We start from the raw sequence: 19,847 nt of genomic DNA, 5'->3' as shown, positions 1-19,847 counted from the left end.
AGAGGAGTCCCGTGTCCGATCACCACCCCCGACGCACCGCCCCGCGCGCGCCCGTGCGCATCGTGCACCTCGGACTCGGCGCCTTCCACCGCGCACACCAGGCCTGGTACACCGCGCAGGCGGACCCGGATCGGGAGTGGGGCATCGCGGCCTTCACGGGGCGTTCGCCGGATGCGGCCACGACCCTTGCCCGTCAGGACGACGTCTACACGCTGCTCACCCGCGGGCGCGACGGTGACGAGCTGGAGACCGTGGAGGCCATCGTGGCCGCGCACGACGGCGCCGACACCGAAGCGCTGCGCGGCTACCTGGCACGTCCCGAGGTCACGGTCGTGACCCTGACCGTGACGGAGAAGGGCTACCGCCGCGAGGCGGACGGCCGCCTCGACGTCACCGATCCCGACATCGCCGCCGACATCTGCGCACTGGCGGAGGCGATCGTCGATCGCCATGACGACGCGGGCGGGGCGATCGCTCCGGGCGCGCTGCGCACGATGCCGGGCCGTCTCCTCTGGTCGCTCGACGCCCGACGACGCGCACTGCCCGACAGCACGATCACGCTCATCCCGTGCGACAACATCGACGACAACGGCTCCGCGCTGCGCACCGTGCTCCTCGACCTCGCCGCGCTCACCTCCCCCGCGCTCGGCGCGTGGATCGAGGCGCAGGTCGACGTGGTCAGCACCTCCGTCGACCGCATCACCCCGCGGACGACGCCCGCCGACATCGCCACGGTCGCCCGCTGGGGCCTGCGCGACGAGGCGCTGGTGGTCACCGAGCCGTTCCACAGCTGGATCCTCAGCGGGCCCTCGCGCGCCGGACGTCCGCGCTGGGAGGATGCCGGGGCATCGTTCGTCTCCGACATCGAGCCGTTCGAGCGGCGGAAGCTCTGGATGCTCAACGGCGCGCACTCGCTCCTCGCCTACGACGGCATCCTCCGCGGTCACACAACCGTCGCCGAGGCCATCGCCGATCCGGCCTGCGCCGCATCGGTGGACACCCTGTGGGATCTGGACGCGAGTCTGCTGGAGCCCGCCGCCGACCTCGACCTGCCTGCCTACCGCGCAGCTCTCGTCGCCCGGTTCGAGAATCCCGCGATCGCCCATCACCTGCGCCAGATCGCGGTGGACGGCAGCGAGAAGCTCCGGGCGCGCGTGGTCGATCCGATCCGCCGCGCCCGAGAGCGAGGGGAGACGGGAGAGGCCGCGCTCGCCGTGATCGCCGCCTGGGCCCGGTTCGTGGTGACGGAACAGCACGCCGGCCGCACCCTCGACGACGTCGCGGCGGACGAGCTGGCGACGCGTGCGTCCGCGCCCGATCCGCATCTCACGCTGCTCGACCTGCTGGCTCCCGACCTCGCCGCCGACCCCGACGTCGCGGCCGCGCTCGGCCTCCTCGTGCCCTGACACGGGCCCGACGCCCGCGTCATCGACGCTCGTCCACAGGCGAAGCCCCTCCACAGACGAAAGAGCGCCGAGCCCTGAGGCTCGGCGCTCTCGACGTGTCCGGCGCGTCAGCCCTTCACGGCTCCGGCCATCATCCCGGCACCGAGGCGCCCCTGCACGAACAGGAACAGGATGACGACGGGCACCGAGATCAGCGTGGCACCGGCCATGATGCCCGCCCAGTCGGTGGCCGACAGCTCGCTGCTGAAGGTCTGCAGCCACAGCGGCAGGGTGGCGTTGCCCGGCTTCGTCATGACGACGAGGGCGAGCGTGTACTCGTTCCACGCCTGCAGGAAGGAGAAGACGGACGCCGTGACGATGCCCGGTCCGAGCAGCGGCAGCGTGACCCGCATGAACGCCCCGAAGCGGCTGCATCCGTCGACCATCGCGGCCTCCTCGAGCTCCGCGGGGATGCCGTGGATGAAGCCGCGCAGCAGCCATACCGTGAACGGCACGACCGCGCCGATGTAGAGCAGCGACAGACCGCCGACCGAGTTCAGCAGGTTCCAGCCGTCCAGCATGCGGAACTGCGAGATGAACAGCGCCTCGGTGGGGATCATCTGCACGATGAGCACGAGCAGGATGATGAAGCCGCCGCCCTTGAAGCGGAACCGGCTCACCGCGATCGCCGCGAAGAACCCGAACAGCACCGCGACGACCACCACGACGGCGGTCACTCCGGCACTCATCCCGAGCGCCGACCAGAAGCCGCGGTCGGCGAGGATGCCGGCGAAGCTGTCGAAGCTCAGCGGGAAGGGGAAGAACCGCGGTGTGCGCGAGAAGAGCTCCTCGTTCTCGGAGAGCGCGGTGTTCACCATCCAGTAGATGGGGAACACGAGGAAGAACGCGGCGACGACCGCGACACCGTTCCAGGTGCGCCGCCGCGTGTCGTTGCGGCTGCCGATCGTCCGCCGCGAGCGCGGAGGGACGACGGCGGGGATGTCGGTGGTCCTGGTCATGGTCGGGACGCTCATTCCGAGACCTCCTTCTGCTGGGCGAACATCTTGGCGATGTACTTCCAGGTGAGCAGCAGGGTGAGGATCAGCACGATCGTGGCGAGGGCCGACGCATCGCCGTACTCGCCCTGCCCGATGCCGATCCGGTAGATGTAGGTGCCGAGGAGGTTGGTCTCCTCGATCGAGACGCCCGCCTGCTGCAGCACGTAGATCTGCGTGAACACGCGCAGGTCCCACACGATCTGCAGCAGTCCGACGATCATTACCGCCGGGGTGATGAGCGGCAGCGTGACGTGACGGAAGCGCGTCCAGGGCCCGGCGCCGTCGAGCTGCGCCGCCTCGAGCACCTCGTTGGGCACCTGGGTGAGGGCGGAGTAGATCATGAACACGATCAGCGGCAGGCTGCCCCAGATCACGGTGATCGCCGCGATCGTGAACACTCCCATCGGGGTGGACGTCCACGGGAAGCCGGCCATGTCGGGGAAGCCGATGCGCGCCAGGATCCAGTTCACCAGTCCGTAGCGGGCGTCGAACAGCCACTGCCAGATGACCATCGTCACCAGCGCCGGCGTCGCCCACACGAGCAGCAGTGTGATCTGCAGGGCGATCCGCGCCCACCTGCTCACCTTGGTCAGCAGCAGCGCGAGCAGCATCCCGATCACCATCGACAGCGAGGCGCACACGGCGCAGAAGAGCACCGAGCGGAAGAACACGACCCACATGTTCGGGTCGGCTAGGATGCGTCCGTAGTTCGCCAGGCCGACCCATTCGGGCTCCTTGCCGAACTGCTGGGCGAGCCCGAACTTCTGCAGCGACATCAGGAACTGCTGCAGCAGCGGCCAGCCGAGCGCGATCATCACGGCCACGAGCAGCGGCGTGATCAGCAGGTACGGGAGCAGCGCTCCCCGCGCGCGGCGGGCGCGCGCGCGGGGAACGGACTGCTGCGGAGGTGCCTCGGGGGCGACCTCGAGGTCGATCACGGGAGTGGCCATCATCAGTCGGCGTTGAGGGTCGCTTCGATCTTCGCGCCGATGCGCGTGACGACCGCGTCGATGTCCTCACCCTTCGCGATCGCCGAGTAGAGATCGACCGGGATGTTGTTGCCCTCCACGATCGCCCAGTTCGGGGCGGCCGGGGTGAGCGCACTCGTCTCGGCGATCTGCTGCTGCAGCTCCGCGTCGACGATGCCGTCGGGGATGGCGGACGCGAACGTGGTGTTGCCCGGGACCCATCCGGAGTCCTCGGCGAGCTGGCTCATGAAGTCCTTGCTGAGGATGAGCTTCATCGCCTTCTTGGCGAGTCCCTGCTGGGAGGAGTTCGCCGCGATGCCGACGTTCGATCCGCCGAGGAACTGGTGGCTCTCGCCGCCGGCCTCGACGGGCGGGAGCGCCATGACGCCGGTGACGTCGGCGAGCTCGGGCGAGATGCTGTCCTGCGCGAAGACGCGGTAGGAGAACATCGCGACCTCGCCGTTGTTGTACGGCACCCACGGGTTGCCCGCGGTCTCCTTGGCGTCGAGCGCACCGAGAGCGGAGCCCTGCCAGATGGTCTGCATCTGCTCGAGAGCCGCCTTGGCCTCCGGGGTGTCGAGTCCGCTGACCCAGGCACCGTCCTTCTCCTCGGCGTAGTTCGCACCGTGGGAGAACAGCCACCCCTCGAGCCCGTGCACGTCGACCACGGGGAAGTAGATGCCCTTAAAGCCGTCGACGCCGTCGGGGTTCGCCTTCTGCACGGCACCGGCCGCGGCGACGAGGTCGTCGAGCGTCTCGGGAGCGGGGATGCCGGCCTTCTCGAGCAGGTCGGTGCGGTAGAACACGACGCTGGTGCCCGCGTAGAGCGGGTAGGCGTAGGTCTTGCCGTCGAGGGTCGCCTGGTCGATGAAGCTCGGGATCAGGTCATCGCCGTCGACCTCCTCGTACAGGTCGGAGATGTCGGCGAGAGCGCCGACGTTGGCGAACGTGGCGGTCTTGGTGTTGCCGATCTCCACGATGTCGGGCGTCTCGGACTTGCTCGCGAGCGAGGTCTGCAGCCGCGAGACGATGTCGTCCCAGGGCTGCATCTCGACGGTCAGCGTGGATCCGGGGTTCTGGGCGGCGAACTCGTCTTCGAGCCACGCGACCGCATCCTCGGACACGGAGTCCTGCATCAGCCACACGCGGAGGTCTCCGCTCTCGGCATCGCCTTCCGAGTCGTTCCCGGCGCCGGAGCTGCAGCCGGTGACGGCCAGCACCGCGGCCAGTGAAGCAGCGGCCGCGATCAGGGTGCGTCTTGCCATTCTCGTTCCTCCATGGTCTTCTTCGACGGGCTCCGACAGGAGCCCGATGAACGGGTGGTCCAACCGAATCTCACGCTAACGTGCAATCGGTTGCATTACAAGGGCTTCTTCGTTGAAGAGGGTGTAACGGTTTTGTTTCTGTTTGATTACCAGGCAGTTTTCGCGCTCTCGGAGCGCGCGGAGCAGCCGACCCGAGCACCGCGGCGCGAACTCTCTGCACCGCGTTGCAGACTCTCAGACCGAGATCGTGGCCTCCGCGCGGGCGACCGCTTCGAGCACCGCGATCGGTGCCAGCAGCTGCGCCTCGGGGATCGGGCGCTCTCCCGATGCGAGCATCCGGGCGAAGGCGTCCACCCCCGGCTGCACGTAGTCGGCGCCGAGCACGATGTCGCGACCGACCACGCCGTGGCCGCCGACGGCCGTCGCCCGGAACGGCACCTGACCGTCGCCGTCGGGACGGATGAACTCCAGCGTCACGAGCACCCCGTCGACCCGGTAGCGCGCGACGACGCCCCCGGGAAGGCGCTGCACGTCGATATCCTCCGGCTCCCCGGGGACCAGCCGCTGCGCGACGTCGGCGATGTGGATGCCGTAGAAGAAGATGCCGCTGTGCGGGCTGGAGGCGTCCGCCGGTCCGGTCACGGTGACGGCCTGGAGCTCACCGATCGAGCGCAGGCTCTCGGCGACCGCATCCGTGTCGGCCACCCACCGCAGCGCGGACGACGAGGTGAGGGCGACGCCCCCGCGCTCGGCCGCGGCGACGATCTCCTGCGCGTCTGCGACGCTCGCCGCGAGCGGCTTGTCGACCCAGACGGGAGTGCCGGCCTCGAGGAAGGGGACCGCGTGGGCGCGATGCTGCGCCCCGTCGCGGGACGTGACGATGAGGGCGTCGATGCTCCCGAGCAGGTCCGACGACGCGGCGACGATCCGCTCGATGCCGCCGAGCTCCGCGAGCTCGCGGGTGCGCTCGTCCTCACCGGCGACGAGCGCGACGACGCGCACCGGGACATCGGCAGGCTGCTCGACGTTGAGATACCGGATGATCTCCTCGGCGTGGCTGTTCTCGATGCCGACGATCGCGACGTTCTTCGTTTCCATGTCTCTCATCCTCTTTCACTCGTGGAGGTCGACGGGACGACCGGTGCGGGCGGACTCGTACACGGCGAGCACGACCTGCAGCGCGCGGCGCCCGTCGTCCGTGGTGATCGCGGGACGGCTTCCGCCGCGGATCGCCTCGATCACGTCGAGGTACTGCCGACGGTGCGCCATGTCGACGTCGCTCCAGCCCTCGGGGACGTCGTGCTCGATCAGCGCGTCCGCCTCCGGCTGGTCCGCGGTCGCCGAGGCGAAGAACGACAGCCCGTCGTTCTCCATCACCGCGGTCCCCTCCGAGCCGTGCACCGCGAGGCGCACGGGCAGGCCGGGGTAGGCGGCGGTGCTGGCCAGCAGGAGCCCGATGGCTCCGCTCTCGAACTCGATCGTGGCGCCGGCGACGTCTTCGACCTCGATGCCCTCGTGGGCGAGTCGACCGGTCTTCGCGCTCACGGACACCGGGGTGCCGAGCATCCACAGCAGCAGGTCGAGCGCGTGGATGCCCTGGTTCATGAGCGCCCCGCCGCCGTCGATCGCCGCGGTACCACGCCAGTCGCCGGACTCGTAATACTCCTGCGGACGGAAGAAGGCCGACTCCACGACACCCGAGGTGACGCGTCCGAGCGCACCGGCATCGATCGACCGGCGGATGAACGAGGCCACCGGCTGGAACCGGCGCTGACTGATGACGGAGACCGTGCGCCCGGAGGCCTGCTCCGCGGCGCGGATGCGGTCCGCCGCGTCGAGGGTGACGTCGATCGGCTTCTCGACGATCACGTCCAGCCCGGCCTCCAGCGCCTCGACCACCGCGTCCGCGTGGAAGGCACTGGGCAGGCACACCGCCGCGAGGTCGAGCTCCTCCGTGCGGTACGCCTCCGCCGCAGAGGTGTGGAAGGGGACGCCGTACTGCTCGGCGAGTGCCCGCCCCCTCACCTCGTCGAGGTCGATGATCGCGGCGAGAGCACCGGCGTCGCCGAGGGCCGCGACGAGACGCGCGTGGACGGCGCCGATCACCCCCGCGCCGACGATCGCGATGCGCAGCGTTTCGGTCATGATGTCTCCTGTCATGGACGTCGGGGCGTCCGTCGGGGTCAGTCTGAGAGGCGCGACCAGGGGAGCGCGGCGCCGTCGCGGTCGGCGGATTCCTGGGCGAGGAGCGCGAGCCGGGTCGCCGCGAGGGAGTCGCGCGTGCCGACCGCGGGGGTGCGGCCGGCGGCGAACGCGTCGAGGGCCTCCTCCGCCGGACGCAGACCCGGCGGAAGATCGAGATCCCGCGTCGCCCGGTCCTCGGTGGTCACCTCGACGCGACCGCGTGCCCAGAAGATCTCCGCCGTGCCGCGGGTGCCGATCAGTCGCAGGCGGTAGTCGCCGTGCACATCGGAGGCCTGCGGCGTGAGCCAGCTGACCTCCGCGCTGACCACCGTGTTCGGGGTCGTGAGAGTCGCGGCCCCGTAGCGGGTGAATCCCTCCGCACCGCCGAGCGGGGCGGACACGGCGCCGCGCACGACGCCCTCGTCGGCGGGCGCGAACAGCAGCGCGGCATCGAGATCGTGCACCGAGAGGTCGGTGAGGATGCCGCCGTACTGCGCGCGGTCGAAGAACCACGCCGGACGCTGGTCGCGGTTGAGCTTGTGGGGTCCGGAGGAGGTGATGCCGACGATGTCGCCCAGCTCCCCCGCCCTGACCACGTCGAGGGCGGCCAGCGTCTCCGGGTAGCCGCGCTTCTCGAGGAGCAGGTTCACGGTGCGCCCGACCTCCGCCGCGACCGCCTCGATCTCGTCGAGCTCGTCAAGCGTCGTGCACAGCGGCTTGTCGGCGAGCACGTGGGCCCCGGCGCGGAGCGCGGCGACGACGTCGGAGCCGCGAGCTCCGTACACGCCGGCGATGACCGCGATGTCGACGCCCTCGGCCAGCAGATCGTCGGCCCGGTCGTACGCCGGGACGCCGAATCGGGCGGCGTGGTGCTCGGCGACCGCACGGTCGGAGTCCTGCACCCCGACGAGCACGAAGTCGGCGCGGTCGGCCCGGGTCAGCTCGTCGAGCACATAGTCGACGTGCGGATGGGCGGCACCGATGATCGCGATCCGAGGCATGGGCGACAGTAAATCATGCGACCGGTTGCATGGTCAACCGCCGATGCTGTGCACGGCCTCCGTCGTGGCCCGGACGACCAGGTGCGTGGCGATCGTGACGCGGGCATCCGACCGCTCCCCGCCGGCGAGGATGCCGAGCAGCAGCTCGGCCGCGGCATCCCCCGCCGCAGCCGATGCCGCGGAGATCGTGGTGAGTGCGGGATGCGTGCCGGAGGCGAGGGTGTCGTCGCATCCGATCACGCTGATGTCGCGCGGCACGTCGATGCCGCGAAGGGCCAGCCCGGCCATGACGCCCTGCGCGACCACGTCGTCGAACGCGATGACGGCGGTCGCCTCGGACGCGAGGATGCCGCCCACCGCGTCGCGCCCGGCGGCCGAGCTCGGACGCCCGAGCTCCTGCACGATCACCTCGAGACCCGCACGCTCGGCGGCCCGGGCGAGAGCCGACCGACGCTGCTGGTCGGACCACGACTCGCGGGGCCCGGAGAGGTACACGACGCGCTGGTGGCCGAGGCGGTGCAGGTGCGCCACGGCCTCGTCGAGCCCGCCGCTGGGGTCGATGAGCACCCGCGCCAGGCCGTCGATGTCGCGGTTCACGAGCACCACGGGCCGCGCGGCATCGAGCTCGCGGATGCGCTCCTCGTCGAGTCGCGGCGAGGCGAGCACGAAGCCCTCGACCTGGGCGCTGAGCCGCGACGTGAGGTTGGCCTCGCGGTCGGCGATCTCGTCGGAGTCGCCGAGGAACACCGCGTACCCGGCGGCGTCGGCCAGGGTCTGCACGCGGCGCACGAGCGGCGGGAAGAACGGGTTGGCGATATCGGGCACGACCACGGCGACGTTGCCGAAGCGTCCGGTGGACAGCGCTCGGGCCGCGTGGTTCACGACGTACCCGAGTTCTTCGGCCGCCGCCTTCACGCGCCGGACCGTCTCGGGGTTGAGCAGCTCGGGGCGGCTGAACGCGCGCGACACCGTCGAGCGCGAGACCCCGGCCACGCGCGCGATGTCGCCGATCGTCACCGAACCGGATGCCGGCTTCCTATTGCCTGTCACGTCACACACACTAAGCCCGTGCACCGCCGCCGCGCGCGATCGGAGGGGCGCGCGGAGCACGGACGCGCCCGTCGCACCCCGCATCCGATCGCGATCCGGGGCTTGACTTTGCAAGCGGTTGCATTACTCTTGCGAATCATGAGCACGACGACGTTCGCCCTGCACGCCCACCCCGACCGCCCCGCGATGGGCGCCGCCGCCGCACGATCGGCTGCGCACACGCTGCGCGAGGCCGTGGCCGCGCGAGGCTCTGCACGGATGATCGCCGCCGCCGCCCCGAGTCAGCTCGACGTCTACCGCGCCCTCGCCGCGGAGGTCGACGTGCCGTGGGACCGCATCACGATCCTGCACATGGACGAGTACATCGGTCTCGACGTCGCGGCTCCCCAGCGCTTCGGCAACTGGCTCCGCGCGCACCTCGTCGACGCGGTGCAGCCCGCCGCCTTCCACCCGATGCGCACCGAGCTCGGCACGGAGGCCGCGACCGAGGAGTACGCCGCGCTGCTCGCCGAGGGCCCCATCGACCTGGTGTGCCTGGGCATCGGGGTCAACGGGCACATCGCGTTCAACGACCCGCCCGACGCCGACCTCACCGACCCCTGCCCCGTGCGCACCGTGCAGCTCGACCTGGCGAGCCGCGTGCAGCAGGTCGACGACGAGTGCTTCGATACCCTCGACGCCGTGCCCACCCATGCGCTGACGCTGACCATCCCCGCCCTGATGAACGGTGCCCACCTGGTGTGCGCCGTCCCCGATGCGCGCAAGGCCGAAGCCGTCCGCGCCCTCGTCGAGGAGCCCATCAGCGCCCACTGGCCGTGCACCGTGCTGCGCCGGCACTCCCACTGCGAGGTGCACGTGGACCGCGACGCCGCCTCGCTGCTGCACCCCTCTCCCGTCGAGGCCGTGCAGGCGGCACGATGACCGCGGCGGCCGTCCTGCGCGGACGCGACGCCCTCGGCTCCGGCGGACTCGAACTCGTCGTGGAGCACGGCCGCATCGGCTCCCTCGCGCGGATCGCCGACCCCGGCGACGGCGCACCCTGGATCGGCCCCGGACTGATCGACCTGCAGGTGAACGGGCATCTCGAGGGGGATGCCAACGCCGCCGAGCCCGACCCGGAGCACATCGCCGCGATGGCCCGCTCACTCGCGGGGCACGGCGTCACCCGCTTCCTGCCCACCGTCATCACCGCGTCGCCCGCCGAGATGGTCGCCCGCATCCGCGCGATCGCCGAGGCCGTGCGCGACTCGACGACGACCTCCCGCGCGGTCGCAGGGATCCACGTCGAAGGCCCGAGCCTGTCCGACCAGGACGGTCCTCGCGGGGTGCATCCGCTCGAGCACATCCGCCCGCCGTCGATCGCCGAGCTGCAGTCCTGGCTCGACGCCGCCCCGGGCCTGCTGCGCATCGTGACGCTGTCTCCGCACCACCCCGGCTCCGTCGAGGCCACGCGCTTCCTCGTCGCGCACGGCGTGCGGGTCGCGGTCGGCCACACCCACGCCTCGGATGCCGAGATCGCCGCGGTCGTCGACGCCGGGGCCACGCTCTCCACGCACCTCGGCAACGGCGCCCACGCGGTGCTCCCCCGGCATCCGAACTATCTGTGGACGCAGCTCGCGGAGCCGCGGCTCGCAGCCGGCGTGATCGCCGACGGCCATCATCTTCCCGACGCCACCCTCGCGACCATGATCGCCGCCAAGCGCGATCACGGCCTCTTCCTGGTGAGCGACGCCGTGGCCACACCGGCAGCCCTGCTCGACGGCGGCGTCTCGACCGTGGGCGGCGGCGTGCACTTCGCCGACGACGGCGCCCTCCGGCACGTGTCGACCGGGTTCCTCGCGGGGTCCGTACAGACCCTCGACGTCGGCGTCGCGACCGTCGCGCGCCTGACGGGGTCTCTGGCCGCCGCCGTGCGGCTCGCGACCTCGGCCCCGGCAGCCGTCCTCGACGACGGACCCCACTGGACCGTCGGCGCGCGTGCCGACGTGCTGCTCTTCGACTGGGCCCCCGGCGACCGCTCGATCACTCCCCGAGAGGTGCTCATCGCCGGGGAACCCGCGTCCGACACGACCGACGCCCGCACCACCGTAGGAGGCACCCGATGAGCATCGATAAGGCTGAGGTGATCGTCACCAGTCCGGATCGGAATTTCGTGACGTTGAAGATCACGACCGCGGATGGGGTGACGGGGTTGGGGGATGCGACGTTGAACGGGCGGGAGCTCGCGGTGGTCGCGTATCTGACCGAGCATGTGGTGCCGCTGTTGATCGGGGCGGATGAGTCGCGGATCGAGGACACCTGGCAGTTCCTCTACCGCAGCGCCTATTGGCGGCGGGGTCCGGTGACGATGGCCGCGATCGCCGCGGTCGACATGGCCCTGTGGGACATCAAGGGGAAAGTCGCCGGGCTCCCCGTGTACCAACTGCTGGGCGGTGCGAGCCGGAACGGACTCCTCGCCTACGGGCACGCGTCTGGGAAGGAGCTGCCCGAACTGTTCGACTCGATCCGTGCGCACCAGGCGCAGGGATACCGGGCGATCCGGGTGCAGACCGGGGTGCCGACCCTGAAGGCGATCTACGGGATCGCGTCGCAGGCCGCGGACGCCGGGGGTGGGGAGGCGCGGTACGACCACGAGCCCGCCCGCCGCGGTGCGCGTCCGGTGGAGGAGGACTGGGACACCCGGGCGTACCTGAACCATCTGCCCGGGGTGTTCGAGGCGGTGCGCAACGAGTTCGGGGCGGACCTGCCGTTGCTGCATGACGGGCATCACCGGATGACACCGATCCAGGCCGCACGGCTGGGCAAGGACCTCGAACCGTTCGACCTGTTCTGGTTGGAGGACTGCACCCCGGCGGAGAACCAGGAAGCTCTGCGTCTGGTGCGCCAGCACACCACGACGCCGCTCGCGATCGGGGAGATCTTCAACACGGTCTGGGACTTCAAGGACATCATCCGCGACCAGCTCATCGACTACGTCCGCGGCGCGGTCACCCACATGGGTGGGATCAGCGCGTTGAAGAAGACTCTCGACTACGCGGCCATGTACCAGATCAAATCCGGGATGCACGGCCCCACCGACATCTCCCCGGTCGGGATGGCCGCCGCGATGCACCTGGGTCTGTCGATCCACAACTTCGGCATCCAGGAGTACATGCAGCACGGCTCCCGCACCGACCAGGTGTTCCAGCAGTCGTTCACCTGGACCGACGGGATGCTGCACCCCGGCAACAAACCCGGACTCGGCGTCGACCTCGACCTCGACGAAGCGGGCAAGTACCCGTACGAGCAGGCCTACCTCCCCTACAACCGCCTCCACGACGGCACCGTCCACGACTGGTGACCCCGAGGGTCGTCACGCCCGCAACTGCACTCGGGCGCGACGGCCCTCCGCAGTAGGCTGAACCCATCATGGAAGAGTTCATCCAGGGCTTCTGGACCTTCGCGGGGCACTACTGGTGGCTCATCTTCCCCATCATGGGGATGGCCGGCGGTGCGGCGAAGGCGTGGGAGCAAGGCTCCAAGCGCCGTCACGAGCGCCGCCTGGAGACCCTTCGCATGAAGGCGCAGCTGAAGACCGCAGAGATCGAGGCCCGAGCCCTCACCCAGCAGTCCAAGCGCCGCGGGCCCTCTGTCGTCGACACGACGGCATCCGTCGCCCCGAACGACCTGGTCGCGCGACTGTTCGCCGAGCACGACGAGATCACCGCGCGCTGGCTCGATTACGAGCTCGATGTCGCGAAGCTCATCGCGTTCCCGGCCATGAGCGACGGACGCCAGCCGCTGACCGCCGCCTTCCTGCGGGCGAAGAAGACCGCCGACGCCCTGCGCCCGGCATCCCCCGACGCGAAGGTGTCCGAGCAGCAGATCACCGAGTACCTGCAGGCGGTCGGCGACTACGCGGTCGCGTTCGAGATCGCCGAGAAGGACGCGCGACGTCTGCGCGACTCCACCTTCACCGAGCCGGAGCGCAAGCGGCTCGAGCGGGCGCAGCAGCTGCTCAAGGTGGCCGTCGACGACTCGGCCACGCAGGCCGAGCGCAACGTCGCCTACAAGCGCGTCCGCGAGGAACTCGACGGGCTCATCCTGCTCTCCGACGAGGCCGTCACCGTGCTCGAGAAGCAGGTGGCCCGGGAGTTGCCGGCACAGGCCGGTACCGCCCCGTCGGCAGCGTCCGCGCCCGCCGCCGCACCCGCAGCCGAGACCGCCCCGCAGCCGGAGCCCGAGCGCATCCCGGTCGCCGATCCGCTGCGCCCCGCCCCGCCGCGCGCGCAGCCCCGCGAAGAAGCATGACCCCCGAGAACGTCACCGGCCCGGTCGCGCACCACGCCGAAGGCCCCGTGTGGTCGACGGGCTGGGGTGGACTGCGCTGGGTCGACGGGAACGCCGGCGACCTGCTCACGCTGCGCACCGACGGGGTGACCCGTCAGCACATCGACGACGAGTACCTCGCCTTCGCCCGGCCGCGCGCCGGTGGCGGCCTCGTGGCCGTGGGGGCGCGCACCCTGTACCTCGCGGATGACGTGGACGGCGACGTCCGCGCGGTCGCCTCGCTGGGCGACGATCCGTGCGTGCGCATGAACGACGGATGCTGCGACCCTCGCGGCCGCCTGCTCGCGGGGTCCATGGCCTACGACGCGGCGGCGGACGCCGGAAGCGTGCTGCGCCTCGACGCCGACCTGAACGTCACGACCGTGCTCCCGCGGGCCACGATCTCCAACGGTGTCGGGTTCTCCCCGGACGGCCGGCGGGCGTACTACGTCGACACCGCGACGCACCGGATCGATGTGTTCGACGTGGCCGAGGGCGAGCTTCGCGGCCGCCGCGCGTTCGCCGTGATCCCCGCCGACCAGGGCTCGCCGGACGGCCTGACGGTCGCCGCCGACGGCAGCGTGTGGGTCGCGCTCTGGGGTGGCAGCGCGGTGCACGGCTACGACGCGACGGGCGGGCTCATCGCGACCATCGAGCTCCCGGTGCCCCAGGCCTCCGCCTGCACGTTCGGCGGCGACGACCTCGACACGCTCTACATCACGACGTCCGCGCAGGGACTGCCCGCGGACCACGGCACCGAGGCCGGTTCGGTCTTCGCCGTGCAGCCCGGCGTGCGCGGCATCCCGGTCACGCCGTTCGCGGGCTGACGCGACATCCGCCCCCGAGACGCCCCGACGGCCTCTGACCGAGACACGGTGCACTCAGCAAAAGGAACCGTGCCCCGGACACAGGCCGCCGGGAGGGAACTGCGGATCAGCCCAGGTGCACCCGCTCGGTGCGCTGGTGCTGACGGCCGAGTCCCTCGATCTCGATGGTCATCTCGTCGCCGTCCTGCAGGTACGGGAAGCGGCCCGACAGCGCGACGCCCTGCGGGGTGCCGGTGTTGATCACGTCGCCGGGCTCGAGCACCAGGTACTGGCTCAGCTCGTGGACGATCTGCAGCACCGGGAAGATCATGTCCGCCGTCGAGGAGTCCTGACGCGGCTCGCCGTTCACGGACGAACGCAGTCGCAGCGCCTGCGGGTCGACCTCGTCGGCGGGGACGAGCGCGGGTCCGAGCGGGTTGAACGTCTCGGAGCACTTGCCCTTCGACCACTGTCCGCCCGACACGTCGAGCTGATACGCGCGCTCCGACACGTCGTTCGAGATCGTGTAACCGGCGATGACGTCGCGCGCGGCCTCCGGCGACGGCAGGTACCGCGCGGTCTTGCCGATCACGACCGCCAGCTCGACCTCCCAGTCGACCTTCTCGGCGCCCGGCGGCAGCAGCACGACGTCGTTCGGCCCGACGACCGTGTTCGGGTGCTTGAAGAAGATGACCGGATGCTCGGGCGGCAGCGAACCCGACTCGGCCGCGTGGGCCGCGTAGTTCTGGCCGATGCAGACCACGGCGGTCGGACGCGCGACGGGCGCGCCGATGCGCAGCCCGTCGACGGCGACCGCGCTCAGTTCACCGCGGGCCAGAGCCTCGCGCACGCGGGCGATGCCATCGGCCGCGAGGAAGGCACCGTCGATGTCGACGGTGAGGGGCGAGAGGTCGTACACGACGCCCTCGTCACGGACGAAGGGACGCTCGTCGCCGACGGGACCGAGTCGCAGCAGTTCCATGATGATCCTTCGGTCAGCGCGCGGCGGCGTAGGTCGGGTTGACGATCGGCACGGACTCGCCGGCCAGGTAGCGGATGATGTTCTCCGCCGCGTGCACGGGGAGATCCTCCAGCGCCTCGGGGGAGAACCACGCGGCGTGCGGGGTCAGCAGCACCTCGTCGAGGTCGCGCAGGGGGGAGTCCGCGGCGAGCGGCTCTCCCGCGAACACGTCGAGCGCGGCGGCGCCCAGATGCCCGGCGCGCAGCGAGGCGGCGAGCGCCTCCTCATCGATGAGCGGACCGCGGCAGGTGTTCACCACGACCGCGCCCTGCTTCATGGTCGCGAGGGCCGCGGCGTCGATCAGGTGCCGGGTCGCGTCGGTGAGCGGCACGTGCAGGGTCAGGATGTCAGCCTGCGCCACGGCGTCCGGGATCTCGACGAGCTCGCATCCGGCCTCGCGCACGGCGTCCGCGGGAGCGTAGGGATCGGCGACCAGCACCCGGAAGCCCAGCGCCCGGCATCCGCGGGCGACGATCGAGCCGATGCGACCGAAGCCGAGCACCGAGACGGTGGTGGTCGACGGGCGGACGGCGAGCGGACGGGCGTCGACGGCCTTCCAGGTGCCGGCGCGGACGGCGCGGTCGTAGGCCGGGAGGCCGCGGGCCTGGGTCATGATCATCGCGATGGTGTGCGCGGCGACCTCCTCGATGCAGTAGCTCGGGGTGTTCGCGACGGCGATGCCGCGGGCGGTCGCCGCCTCGACGTCGACCATGTCGTAGCCGATGCCGACGCGGCTGATGACGCGGAGGTTCGGCATCCGATCCATCACCTCGCCGGTGATCTGGGCCCACTGGACGACGAGGCCCTCGGCGTCGGCACCGGCGGCGGCGATGTCGTCGAGGCTGCCGGATGCGGCACGCTCGGCGCGCAGTCCCGCCTGGCGGAGGGTGTCTTCGATGACGGTTCCTGGCAGGTCGCAGTCGCTGACGAGGATGAAGGGCTCGGTCATGACAGCGATGCTATAGCATCTAGCAAATGCTTGTACAGCGCGAGCCGCACATCCTGGACAGCCTCACAATTTGCTATAGCATCGAGTCATGACTGCTCGCCGCGCTCTGATCACGGGGGCGAGTTCCGGTATCGGAACCGCCGCCGCCCTCGAACTCGCCCGCGAGGGCGCCGCCCTCTGGATCACGTATGCCGGGCGCGAGGCCGAAGCCCTCCGCATCGCCGAGGAGTGCCGGGACGCAGGCTCACCCGAGGTGCACGTCTCCCGCCTCGACCTGCGCGAGCGCGCGTCGATCGACGCGCTCATCGCCGAGGTCACGGCCGCGTGGGGCTCGCTGCACGTGCTCGTCAACAACGGCGGCGTCTGCCCGTACACCCCCTACGACGACATCGAGTTCGACGAATGGGACATGGTCCTCGAGACCAACGCCCGCGGCACCTTCTTCCTGACCCGCGGCGCTCTCCCGTTGCTCCGGGCCGCCGAGGGCGACCGCTCGGTGATCAACATCGCCTCGATCGCCGGCCAGGTCGGCGCGCTGCAGACCGGCATCCACTACGCCGCGAGCAAGGGCGCGATCCTCGCCATCACACGCAGCTTCGCCCGGCACCTCGCCGCCGAGGGCATCCGCGTGAACGCCGTCACGCCGGGCCCGGTCGCGAGCGCCATCACCGACCAGCTGCAGGGCGCCGGACGCGAGAAGCTCGAGGCCGGCATCCCGCTCGGTGCATTCGGGCAGCCGGAAGACGTCGCCTGGATCATCGCATCACTCGCGTCGGAGCGGGCCCGGTTCATCACCGGCGCCACCTACGACGTCAACGGAGGAGTTCGCATTGACTGACCGCACCGCCCTCGACCGCTCTGCCCTCGATACCGTGCAGGCGCAGCTCGACGCCTTCAACGCGCACGACCTCGACGCGTTCGTCGCGACCTACGCCGCGGATGCCGTGATCACCGGCGTCGCGCCGGAACCCGTGGTGGGTACCGACGCGATCCGCGCCTTCTACGAGCCGCGGCTGCAGAACCCCGAGCTGTCGTGCGTGATCGAGACCAGCGTGCTGTTCGGCACGCGGTGGGTCGTCGCGCAGGAGCAGGTCATCAACGCGGGCGTCGCGACCGAGACCATCGCGACCTTCGACGTGGTGGACGGCCTGATCGCGCGGGCGTCGATGCTCAAGGCCTGAACCGCAGCACGTCTCCGTCCTGGACCGCCCGCCATCACACCAGGTCGAAGAGCTCGACGGCGTCCATGCCGACGAAGCTGGTCTTTCGGGACTCCATGGCCGCCATCCTCGGAATCCGCTCGAAGCGCCGATGCTCGGGAGCGATCATCAGGCGGAACGGACCCTTCACGAGCGCCACGGTCAGATGCGTGTCGTACCAGCACAGCGTCTGCCGGCGGGAGGCCTTCTGCGCCCACGAATGGACGAGAAGCCAGGCGAGGACGGCGAACGGGATCAGGACCCAGAGCAGGAGCCCGCGCACCAGCACCACCAGGTACCATCCCGTCCGGCTGAGTGCGTTCATGCAGCTGCGTCCTTCTTCGGCTCGGCGCGTCGAGCTCACGGTACCGGACCGGCCCGGGAACCCTGCGCATCGTGCCGGTTCACTCGTGCTCGGGCAGGATCGGGGACGACCAGCCCGGGTCGCGGCCGAGCTGGGCCGCCCGCGACACCGAGCTCGCGCCGTAGCGATCACGCAGGGTGTCGAGCACCCCGTCGAGGCGCGCCTCGTCGCCCCAGTCGATCGGCAGCTCGGGCTGCACACGGTCGGCGCGGTCGAGCTGCGACAGAGAGATGCCGAGCAGGGTGATGCCGCGGTCGGCGATCTCGGGCTGCGCCGCCGCGAGCAGCGTGCGCGCGAGGGTCAGCAGCACGGCGGTGCGGTCGGTCGGCGCGCGGAGCGAGCGGGAGCGCGTGGCCTTCGAGAAGTCGCCGAACCGGAGACGCAGCACGACGGTGCGGCAGACACGGCCGCCGTCGCGCAGCCGCCGAGCGAGCCGGTCGACGATCTGGGTGAGGATGAGGTCGAGCTCCTCGGCCGATCGCGGTCGGCTGCCGAGCGCCCGCTGCGAGCCGATGGACCCGCGTCGCCGAGTGGTGTCGACCGGGCGCGGGTCCCGCAGCCGGGCCAGCGCGTGCACATGGGCCCCGGTCGCCTTGCCCAGCATCCGCTCGGCGGTGGCCGCCTCGAGCTCGGCGAGCTGCCCCACCGTGCGGACGCCGTAGCGGTGCAGCTTCTCCGCCGTCACCGCCCCCACGCCCCACAGCCTCTCCACCGGCAGGGGAAGCAGGAATTCCTCCTCGCGCTCGGGCTCCACGACCAGCAGGCCGTCGGGTTTGCTCACGGCACTGGCGACCTTGGCGAGGAACTTCGTGCGCGCGACTCCGACCGAGATGGCGAGTCCGGCCTCCGTGCGCACGCGCTCGCGCAGCCGCGCCGCGATCTGCTCGGGGCTGCCCGCGATCCGCCTCAGACCCCCGACCTCGAGGAACGCCTCGTCGATCGACAGCCCCTCCACGAGCGGGGTGGTGTCGCGGAAGATCGCGAACACCTGTTTGCTGGCCTCAGAGTAGGCGTCCATGCGCGGTGGGACCACGATCGCATCGGGGCAGAGCTCCCGCGCCTGCCGTCCGCCCATGGCGGTGCGCACGCCGCGGGCCTTCGCCTCGTAGCTCGCCGCCAGCACGACCCCGCCGCCCACGATGACGGGCCGGCCCCGCAGCTCCGGCGCATCACGCTGCTCGACCGAGGCGTAGAACGCATCGAGGTCGGCATGCAGCACCGTGGCTTCCCCACGCATCCCGTTCTCCCGTCGACGTGCGGATCGTCGCACGGACCGGGGACACCGGAAGCGGTATCGGCGTCGGTATCGGTGCCGGTATCGGTATCGGTATCGGTGTCAGCTGGCACGAGGCGGTGTCTGTGACGGCGGGTATGGTCGGCGCGTGCCGGAAGCGGTGATGCAGTGGTGGGCGCGACGGCAGTTCTCCCGCGGTCGCGCTGTTCCACATGACGTGGGCACCTACCGTGCCGGGTGGGCGGCGTATCCGGAACTGATTCGGCAGTACCATCCGGAGCTGAACCACGGCATCGTCCTGTCGCAGATCCCGCTCGCGGCCGATGTGCTCCTCTGCTGGGAGTGCGCGGTCGGGCACCGGTTCGCCGCGACCCCGGCAGAGCAGCGCGAGCGTCCGGGACAGGTGCGACGCCGCTCCGCCTGGTGCCCGGAGTGCTCCGCGCTCGCCCGCCCGCAGCCGGTCGTGCTCGGCGAAGCCCGCGCCCTGCCCCGCAAGCCCCGTCGCCCGGCGCCCGCGATCTGCACGAAGACGCCCGACCTGCCCGCGGGGACTGCGTTCGAGAGCGCGTGCGCACCGCGCCCTGCCTCCGCCGCGGAGGGACGCCTGCGGGCGGAACTCGAGAGCCTGATCGAGTTCGACCCGGCCGTGAACGCCGTGAAGGTCTCGCGCCCGTTCTTCCGTCACACCGAGGTCTGGCCCGACATCGTGCCCCCGGAGCTGCGCGTCGCGCTCGAGTACGACACCGTCGGGCGCCACGGTCTGGAGCACGTCGGCAAGCGGCAGGACGCCGACCTGCGCAAGGACCGCGCCCTCCGCGCCGCGGGCTGGGAGGTCATCCGCATCCGGACCGGAAAGCTCGAACCTCTCGGTCCGCACGACCTCGCGCTGTCCTCGGTGAGCGCGAAGAGCCTGAGGCGCATCCTCGACGAGCTGCGCGTCATCCGCGGTGCGCTGCTCGTGGACGCGTATCTCCGCTGACGACGGCCTGCGGCTGCCCGACCGTCAGGCCCCGAACCGCTCCCGCAGGGCGGGGTCGACCGCGATGTCGCCGCCT

At 71.0% G+C, this 19,847-nt stretch carries 20 protein-coding genes; 9 read left to right on the top strand and 11 right to left on the bottom strand.

The genetic code is table 11. The features are described from left to right. Nucleotides 1-11: 11 nt before the first annotated feature. Nucleotides 12-1,406, top strand: a complete 1,395-nt coding sequence (locus MME74_RS01225) for a mannitol dehydrogenase family protein (RefSeq protein WP_267416826.1) — start codon at nt 12-14, stop codon at nt 1,404-1,406. A gap of 107 nt (nt 1,407-1,513) precedes the next feature. On the opposite strand, the gene MME74_RS01220 is transcribed toward MME74_RS01225, so the two are convergent. The 7 genes from MME74_RS01220 to MME74_RS01190 form a co-directional block, all read right to left on the bottom strand. Further along, the gene (locus tag MME74_RS01220; RefSeq protein ID WP_267416825.1) at nt 1,514-2,419 is read right to left on the bottom strand and encodes a carbohydrate ABC transporter permease; all 906 of its coding nucleotides are present in this window, start codon (nt 2,417-2,419) and stop codon (nt 1,514-1,516) included. Continuing rightward, a complete protein-coding gene (locus tag MME74_RS01215) occupies nt 2,416-3,396 on the bottom strand; it encodes a carbohydrate ABC transporter permease (RefSeq protein WP_267416824.1) in 981 nt (326 codons plus the stop codon). Before MME74_RS01215 ends, MME74_RS01220 begins: the two co-directional genes overlap by 4 nt. Further along, complete coding sequence (locus MME74_RS01210) at nt 3,396-4,676, bottom strand: extracellular solute-binding protein (protein ID WP_267416823.1); 1,281 nt, start codon at nt 4,674-4,676, stop codon at nt 3,396-3,398. Before MME74_RS01210 ends, MME74_RS01215 begins: the two co-directional genes overlap by 1 nt. Before the next feature lie 234 nt (nt 4,677-4,910). Continuing rightward, entirely contained in the window at nt 4,911-5,774 is an 864-nt protein-coding gene (locus MME74_RS01205; RefSeq protein WP_267416822.1) for a Gfo/Idh/MocA family protein, read from the bottom strand. A 15-nt stretch (nt 5,775-5,789) separates the two neighbouring features. Beyond that, entirely contained in the window at nt 5,790-6,821 is a 1,032-nt protein-coding gene (locus MME74_RS01200) for a Gfo/Idh/MocA family protein (protein ID WP_267416821.1), read from the bottom strand. A 38-nt stretch (nt 6,822-6,859) separates the two neighbouring features. After that, nucleotides 6,860-7,861: a Gfo/Idh/MocA family protein gene (locus tag MME74_RS01195; protein WP_267416820.1), complete on the bottom strand. Its 1,002-nt coding sequence runs from the start codon at nt 7,859-7,861 to the stop codon at nt 6,860-6,862. A gap of 33 nt (nt 7,862-7,894) precedes the next feature. Next, the gene (locus tag MME74_RS01190) at nt 7,895-8,911 is read right to left on the bottom strand and encodes a LacI family DNA-binding transcriptional regulator (RefSeq protein WP_267416818.1); all 1,017 of its coding nucleotides are present in this window, start codon (nt 8,909-8,911) and stop codon (nt 7,895-7,897) included. A 138-nt stretch (nt 8,912-9,049) separates the two neighbouring features. On the opposite strand from MME74_RS01190, the gene MME74_RS01185 reads away from it, so the two are divergent. The 5 genes from MME74_RS01185 (at nt 9,050) to MME74_RS01165 (ending at nt 14,046) form a co-directional block, all read left to right on the top strand. After that, the gene (locus MME74_RS01185) at nt 9,050-9,832 is read left to right on the top strand and encodes a 6-phosphogluconolactonase (RefSeq protein WP_267416817.1); all 783 of its coding nucleotides are present in this window, start codon (nt 9,050-9,052) and stop codon (nt 9,830-9,832) included. Next, entirely contained in the window at nt 9,829-11,016 is a 1,188-nt protein-coding gene (locus MME74_RS01180) for an N-acetylglucosamine-6-phosphate deacetylase (protein WP_267416815.1), read from the top strand. Before MME74_RS01185 ends, MME74_RS01180 begins: the two co-directional genes overlap by 4 nt. Further along, on the top strand, nt 11,013-12,251 hold the full coding sequence (gene manD / locus MME74_RS01175; protein ID WP_267416480.1) for a D-mannonate dehydratase ManD: 1,239 nt from the start codon (nt 11,013-11,015) through the stop codon (nt 12,249-12,251). The genes MME74_RS01180 and manD overlap by 4 nt, the downstream gene beginning before the upstream one ends. Nucleotides 12,252-12,319: 68 nt before the next feature. Then, the gene (locus MME74_RS01170) at nt 12,320-13,201 is read left to right on the top strand and encodes a hypothetical protein (protein ID WP_267416814.1); all 882 of its coding nucleotides are present in this window, start codon (nt 12,320-12,322) and stop codon (nt 13,199-13,201) included. Next, entirely contained in the window at nt 13,198-14,046 is an 849-nt protein-coding gene (locus MME74_RS01165; RefSeq protein WP_267416813.1) for an SMP-30/gluconolactonase/LRE family protein, read from the top strand. The genes MME74_RS01170 and MME74_RS01165 overlap by 4 nt, the downstream gene beginning before the upstream one ends. Before the next feature lie 106 nt (nt 14,047-14,152). Here the strand turns inward: MME74_RS01165 and MME74_RS01160 are convergent, their stop codons facing one another. Then, entirely contained in the window at nt 14,153-15,007 is an 855-nt protein-coding gene (locus tag MME74_RS01160; protein WP_267416812.1) for a fumarylacetoacetate hydrolase family protein, read from the bottom strand. A 13-nt stretch (nt 15,008-15,020) separates the two neighbouring features. Beyond that, nucleotides 15,021-15,995: a C-terminal binding protein gene (locus tag MME74_RS01155; protein WP_267416811.1), complete on the bottom strand. Its 975-nt coding sequence runs from the start codon at nt 15,993-15,995 to the stop codon at nt 15,021-15,023. An 88-nt stretch (nt 15,996-16,083) separates the two neighbouring features. Here MME74_RS01155 and MME74_RS01150 point away from each other — a divergent pair, with 88 nt between their 5' ends. Together MME74_RS01150 and MME74_RS01145 are read left to right on the top strand one after the other, a co-directional pair. Next, nucleotides 16,084-16,833, top strand: coding sequence for an SDR family NAD(P)-dependent oxidoreductase (locus tag MME74_RS01150; RefSeq protein WP_267416810.1), 750 nt, complete (start codon nt 16,084-16,086; stop codon nt 16,831-16,833). Then, nucleotides 16,826-17,176: a nuclear transport factor 2 family protein gene (locus MME74_RS01145; protein WP_267416809.1), complete on the top strand. Its 351-nt coding sequence runs from the start codon at nt 16,826-16,828 to the stop codon at nt 17,174-17,176. Before MME74_RS01150 ends, MME74_RS01145 begins: the two co-directional genes overlap by 8 nt. A 34-nt stretch (nt 17,177-17,210) precedes the next feature. Here the strand turns inward: MME74_RS01145 and MME74_RS01140 are convergent, their stop codons facing one another. Both MME74_RS01140 and dinB read right to left on the bottom strand, forming a co-directional pair. Continuing rightward, nucleotides 17,211-17,519 (bottom strand): hypothetical protein, encoded by a 309-nt coding sequence (locus MME74_RS01140; RefSeq protein WP_267416808.1) that lies wholly within the window; start codon nt 17,517-17,519, stop codon nt 17,211-17,213. Between the two features lie 79 nt (nt 17,520-17,598). Next, nucleotides 17,599-18,795, bottom strand: a complete 1,197-nt coding sequence (gene dinB / locus MME74_RS01135) for a DNA polymerase IV (protein WP_267416807.1) — start codon at nt 18,793-18,795, stop codon at nt 17,599-17,601. Nucleotides 18,796-18,955: 160 nt separating this feature from the next. Here dinB and MME74_RS01130 point away from each other — a divergent pair, with 160 nt between their 5' ends. After that, nucleotides 18,956-19,771, top strand: a complete 816-nt coding sequence (locus MME74_RS01130) for a zinc-ribbon domain-containing protein (RefSeq protein ID WP_267418615.1) — start codon at nt 18,956-18,958, stop codon at nt 19,769-19,771. Nucleotides 19,772-19,847 lie beyond the last annotated feature (76 nt).

Origin of the sequence: Microbacterium oxydans (genome assembly GCF_026559675.1) — a bacterium.
GTDB lineage: Bacteria > Actinomycetota > Actinomycetes > Actinomycetales > Microbacteriaceae > Microbacterium > Microbacterium oxydans_D.
Note: the sequence above shows the minus strand (reverse complement) of the source record. Positions and strands in the feature narration are given on the sequence as shown.

What these genes read in the sequence shown, in the direction of transcription:
- MME74_RS01210 (WP_267416823.1), bottom strand. Translation starts at nt 4,676, where the DNA reads ATGGCAAGACGCACCCTGATCGCGGCCGCTGCTTCACTGGCCGCGGTG.
- MME74_RS01205 (WP_267416822.1), bottom strand. Translation starts at nt 5,774, where the DNA reads ATGGAAACGAAGAACGTCGCGATCGTCGGCATCGAGAACAGCCACGCC.
- MME74_RS01165 (WP_267416813.1), top strand. Translation starts at nt 13,198, where the DNA reads ATGACCCCCGAGAACGTCACCGGCCCGGTCGCGCACCACGCCGAAGGC.
- MME74_RS01170 (WP_267416814.1), top strand. Translation starts at nt 12,320, where the DNA reads ATGGAAGAGTTCATCCAGGGCTTCTGGACCTTCGCGGGGCACTACTGG.
- dinB (WP_267416807.1), bottom strand. Translation starts at nt 18,795, where the DNA reads ATGCGTGGGGAAGCCACGGTGCTGCATGCCGACCTCGATGCGTTCTAC.
- MME74_RS01195 (WP_267416820.1), bottom strand. Translation starts at nt 7,861, where the DNA reads ATGCCTCGGATCGCGATCATCGGTGCCGCCCATCCGCACGTCGACTAT.
- MME74_RS01140 (WP_267416808.1), bottom strand. Translation starts at nt 17,519, where the DNA reads ATGAACGCACTCAGCCGGACGGGATGGTACCTGGTGGTGCTGGTGCGC.
- MME74_RS01215 (WP_267416824.1), bottom strand. Translation starts at nt 3,396, where the DNA reads ATGATGGCCACTCCCGTGATCGACCTCGAGGTCGCCCCCGAGGCACCT.
- MME74_RS01185 (WP_267416817.1), top strand. Translation starts at nt 9,050, where the DNA reads ATGAGCACGACGACGTTCGCCCTGCACGCCCACCCCGACCGCCCCGCG.
- manD (WP_267416480.1), top strand. Translation starts at nt 11,013, where the DNA reads ATGAGCATCGATAAGGCTGAGGTGATCGTCACCAGTCCGGATCGGAAT.
- MME74_RS01220 (WP_267416825.1), bottom strand. Translation starts at nt 2,419, where the DNA reads ATGAGCGTCCCGACCATGACCAGGACCACCGACATCCCCGCCGTCGTC.
- MME74_RS01150 (WP_267416810.1), top strand. Translation starts at nt 16,084, where the DNA reads ATGACTGCTCGCCGCGCTCTGATCACGGGGGCGAGTTCCGGTATCGGA.
- MME74_RS01155 (WP_267416811.1), bottom strand. Translation starts at nt 15,995, where the DNA reads ATGACCGAGCCCTTCATCCTCGTCAGCGACTGCGACCTGCCAGGAACC.
- MME74_RS01160 (WP_267416812.1), bottom strand. Translation starts at nt 15,007, where the DNA reads ATGGAACTGCTGCGACTCGGTCCCGTCGGCGACGAGCGTCCCTTCGTC.
- MME74_RS01130 (WP_267418615.1), top strand. Translation starts at nt 18,956, where the DNA reads ATGCAGTGGTGGGCGCGACGGCAGTTCTCCCGCGGTCGCGCTGTTCCA.
- MME74_RS01180 (WP_267416815.1), top strand. Translation starts at nt 9,829, where the DNA reads ATGACCGCGGCGGCCGTCCTGCGCGGACGCGACGCCCTCGGCTCCGGC.
- MME74_RS01200 (WP_267416821.1), bottom strand. Translation starts at nt 6,821, where the DNA reads ATGACCGAAACGCTGCGCATCGCGATCGTCGGCGCGGGGGTGATCGGC.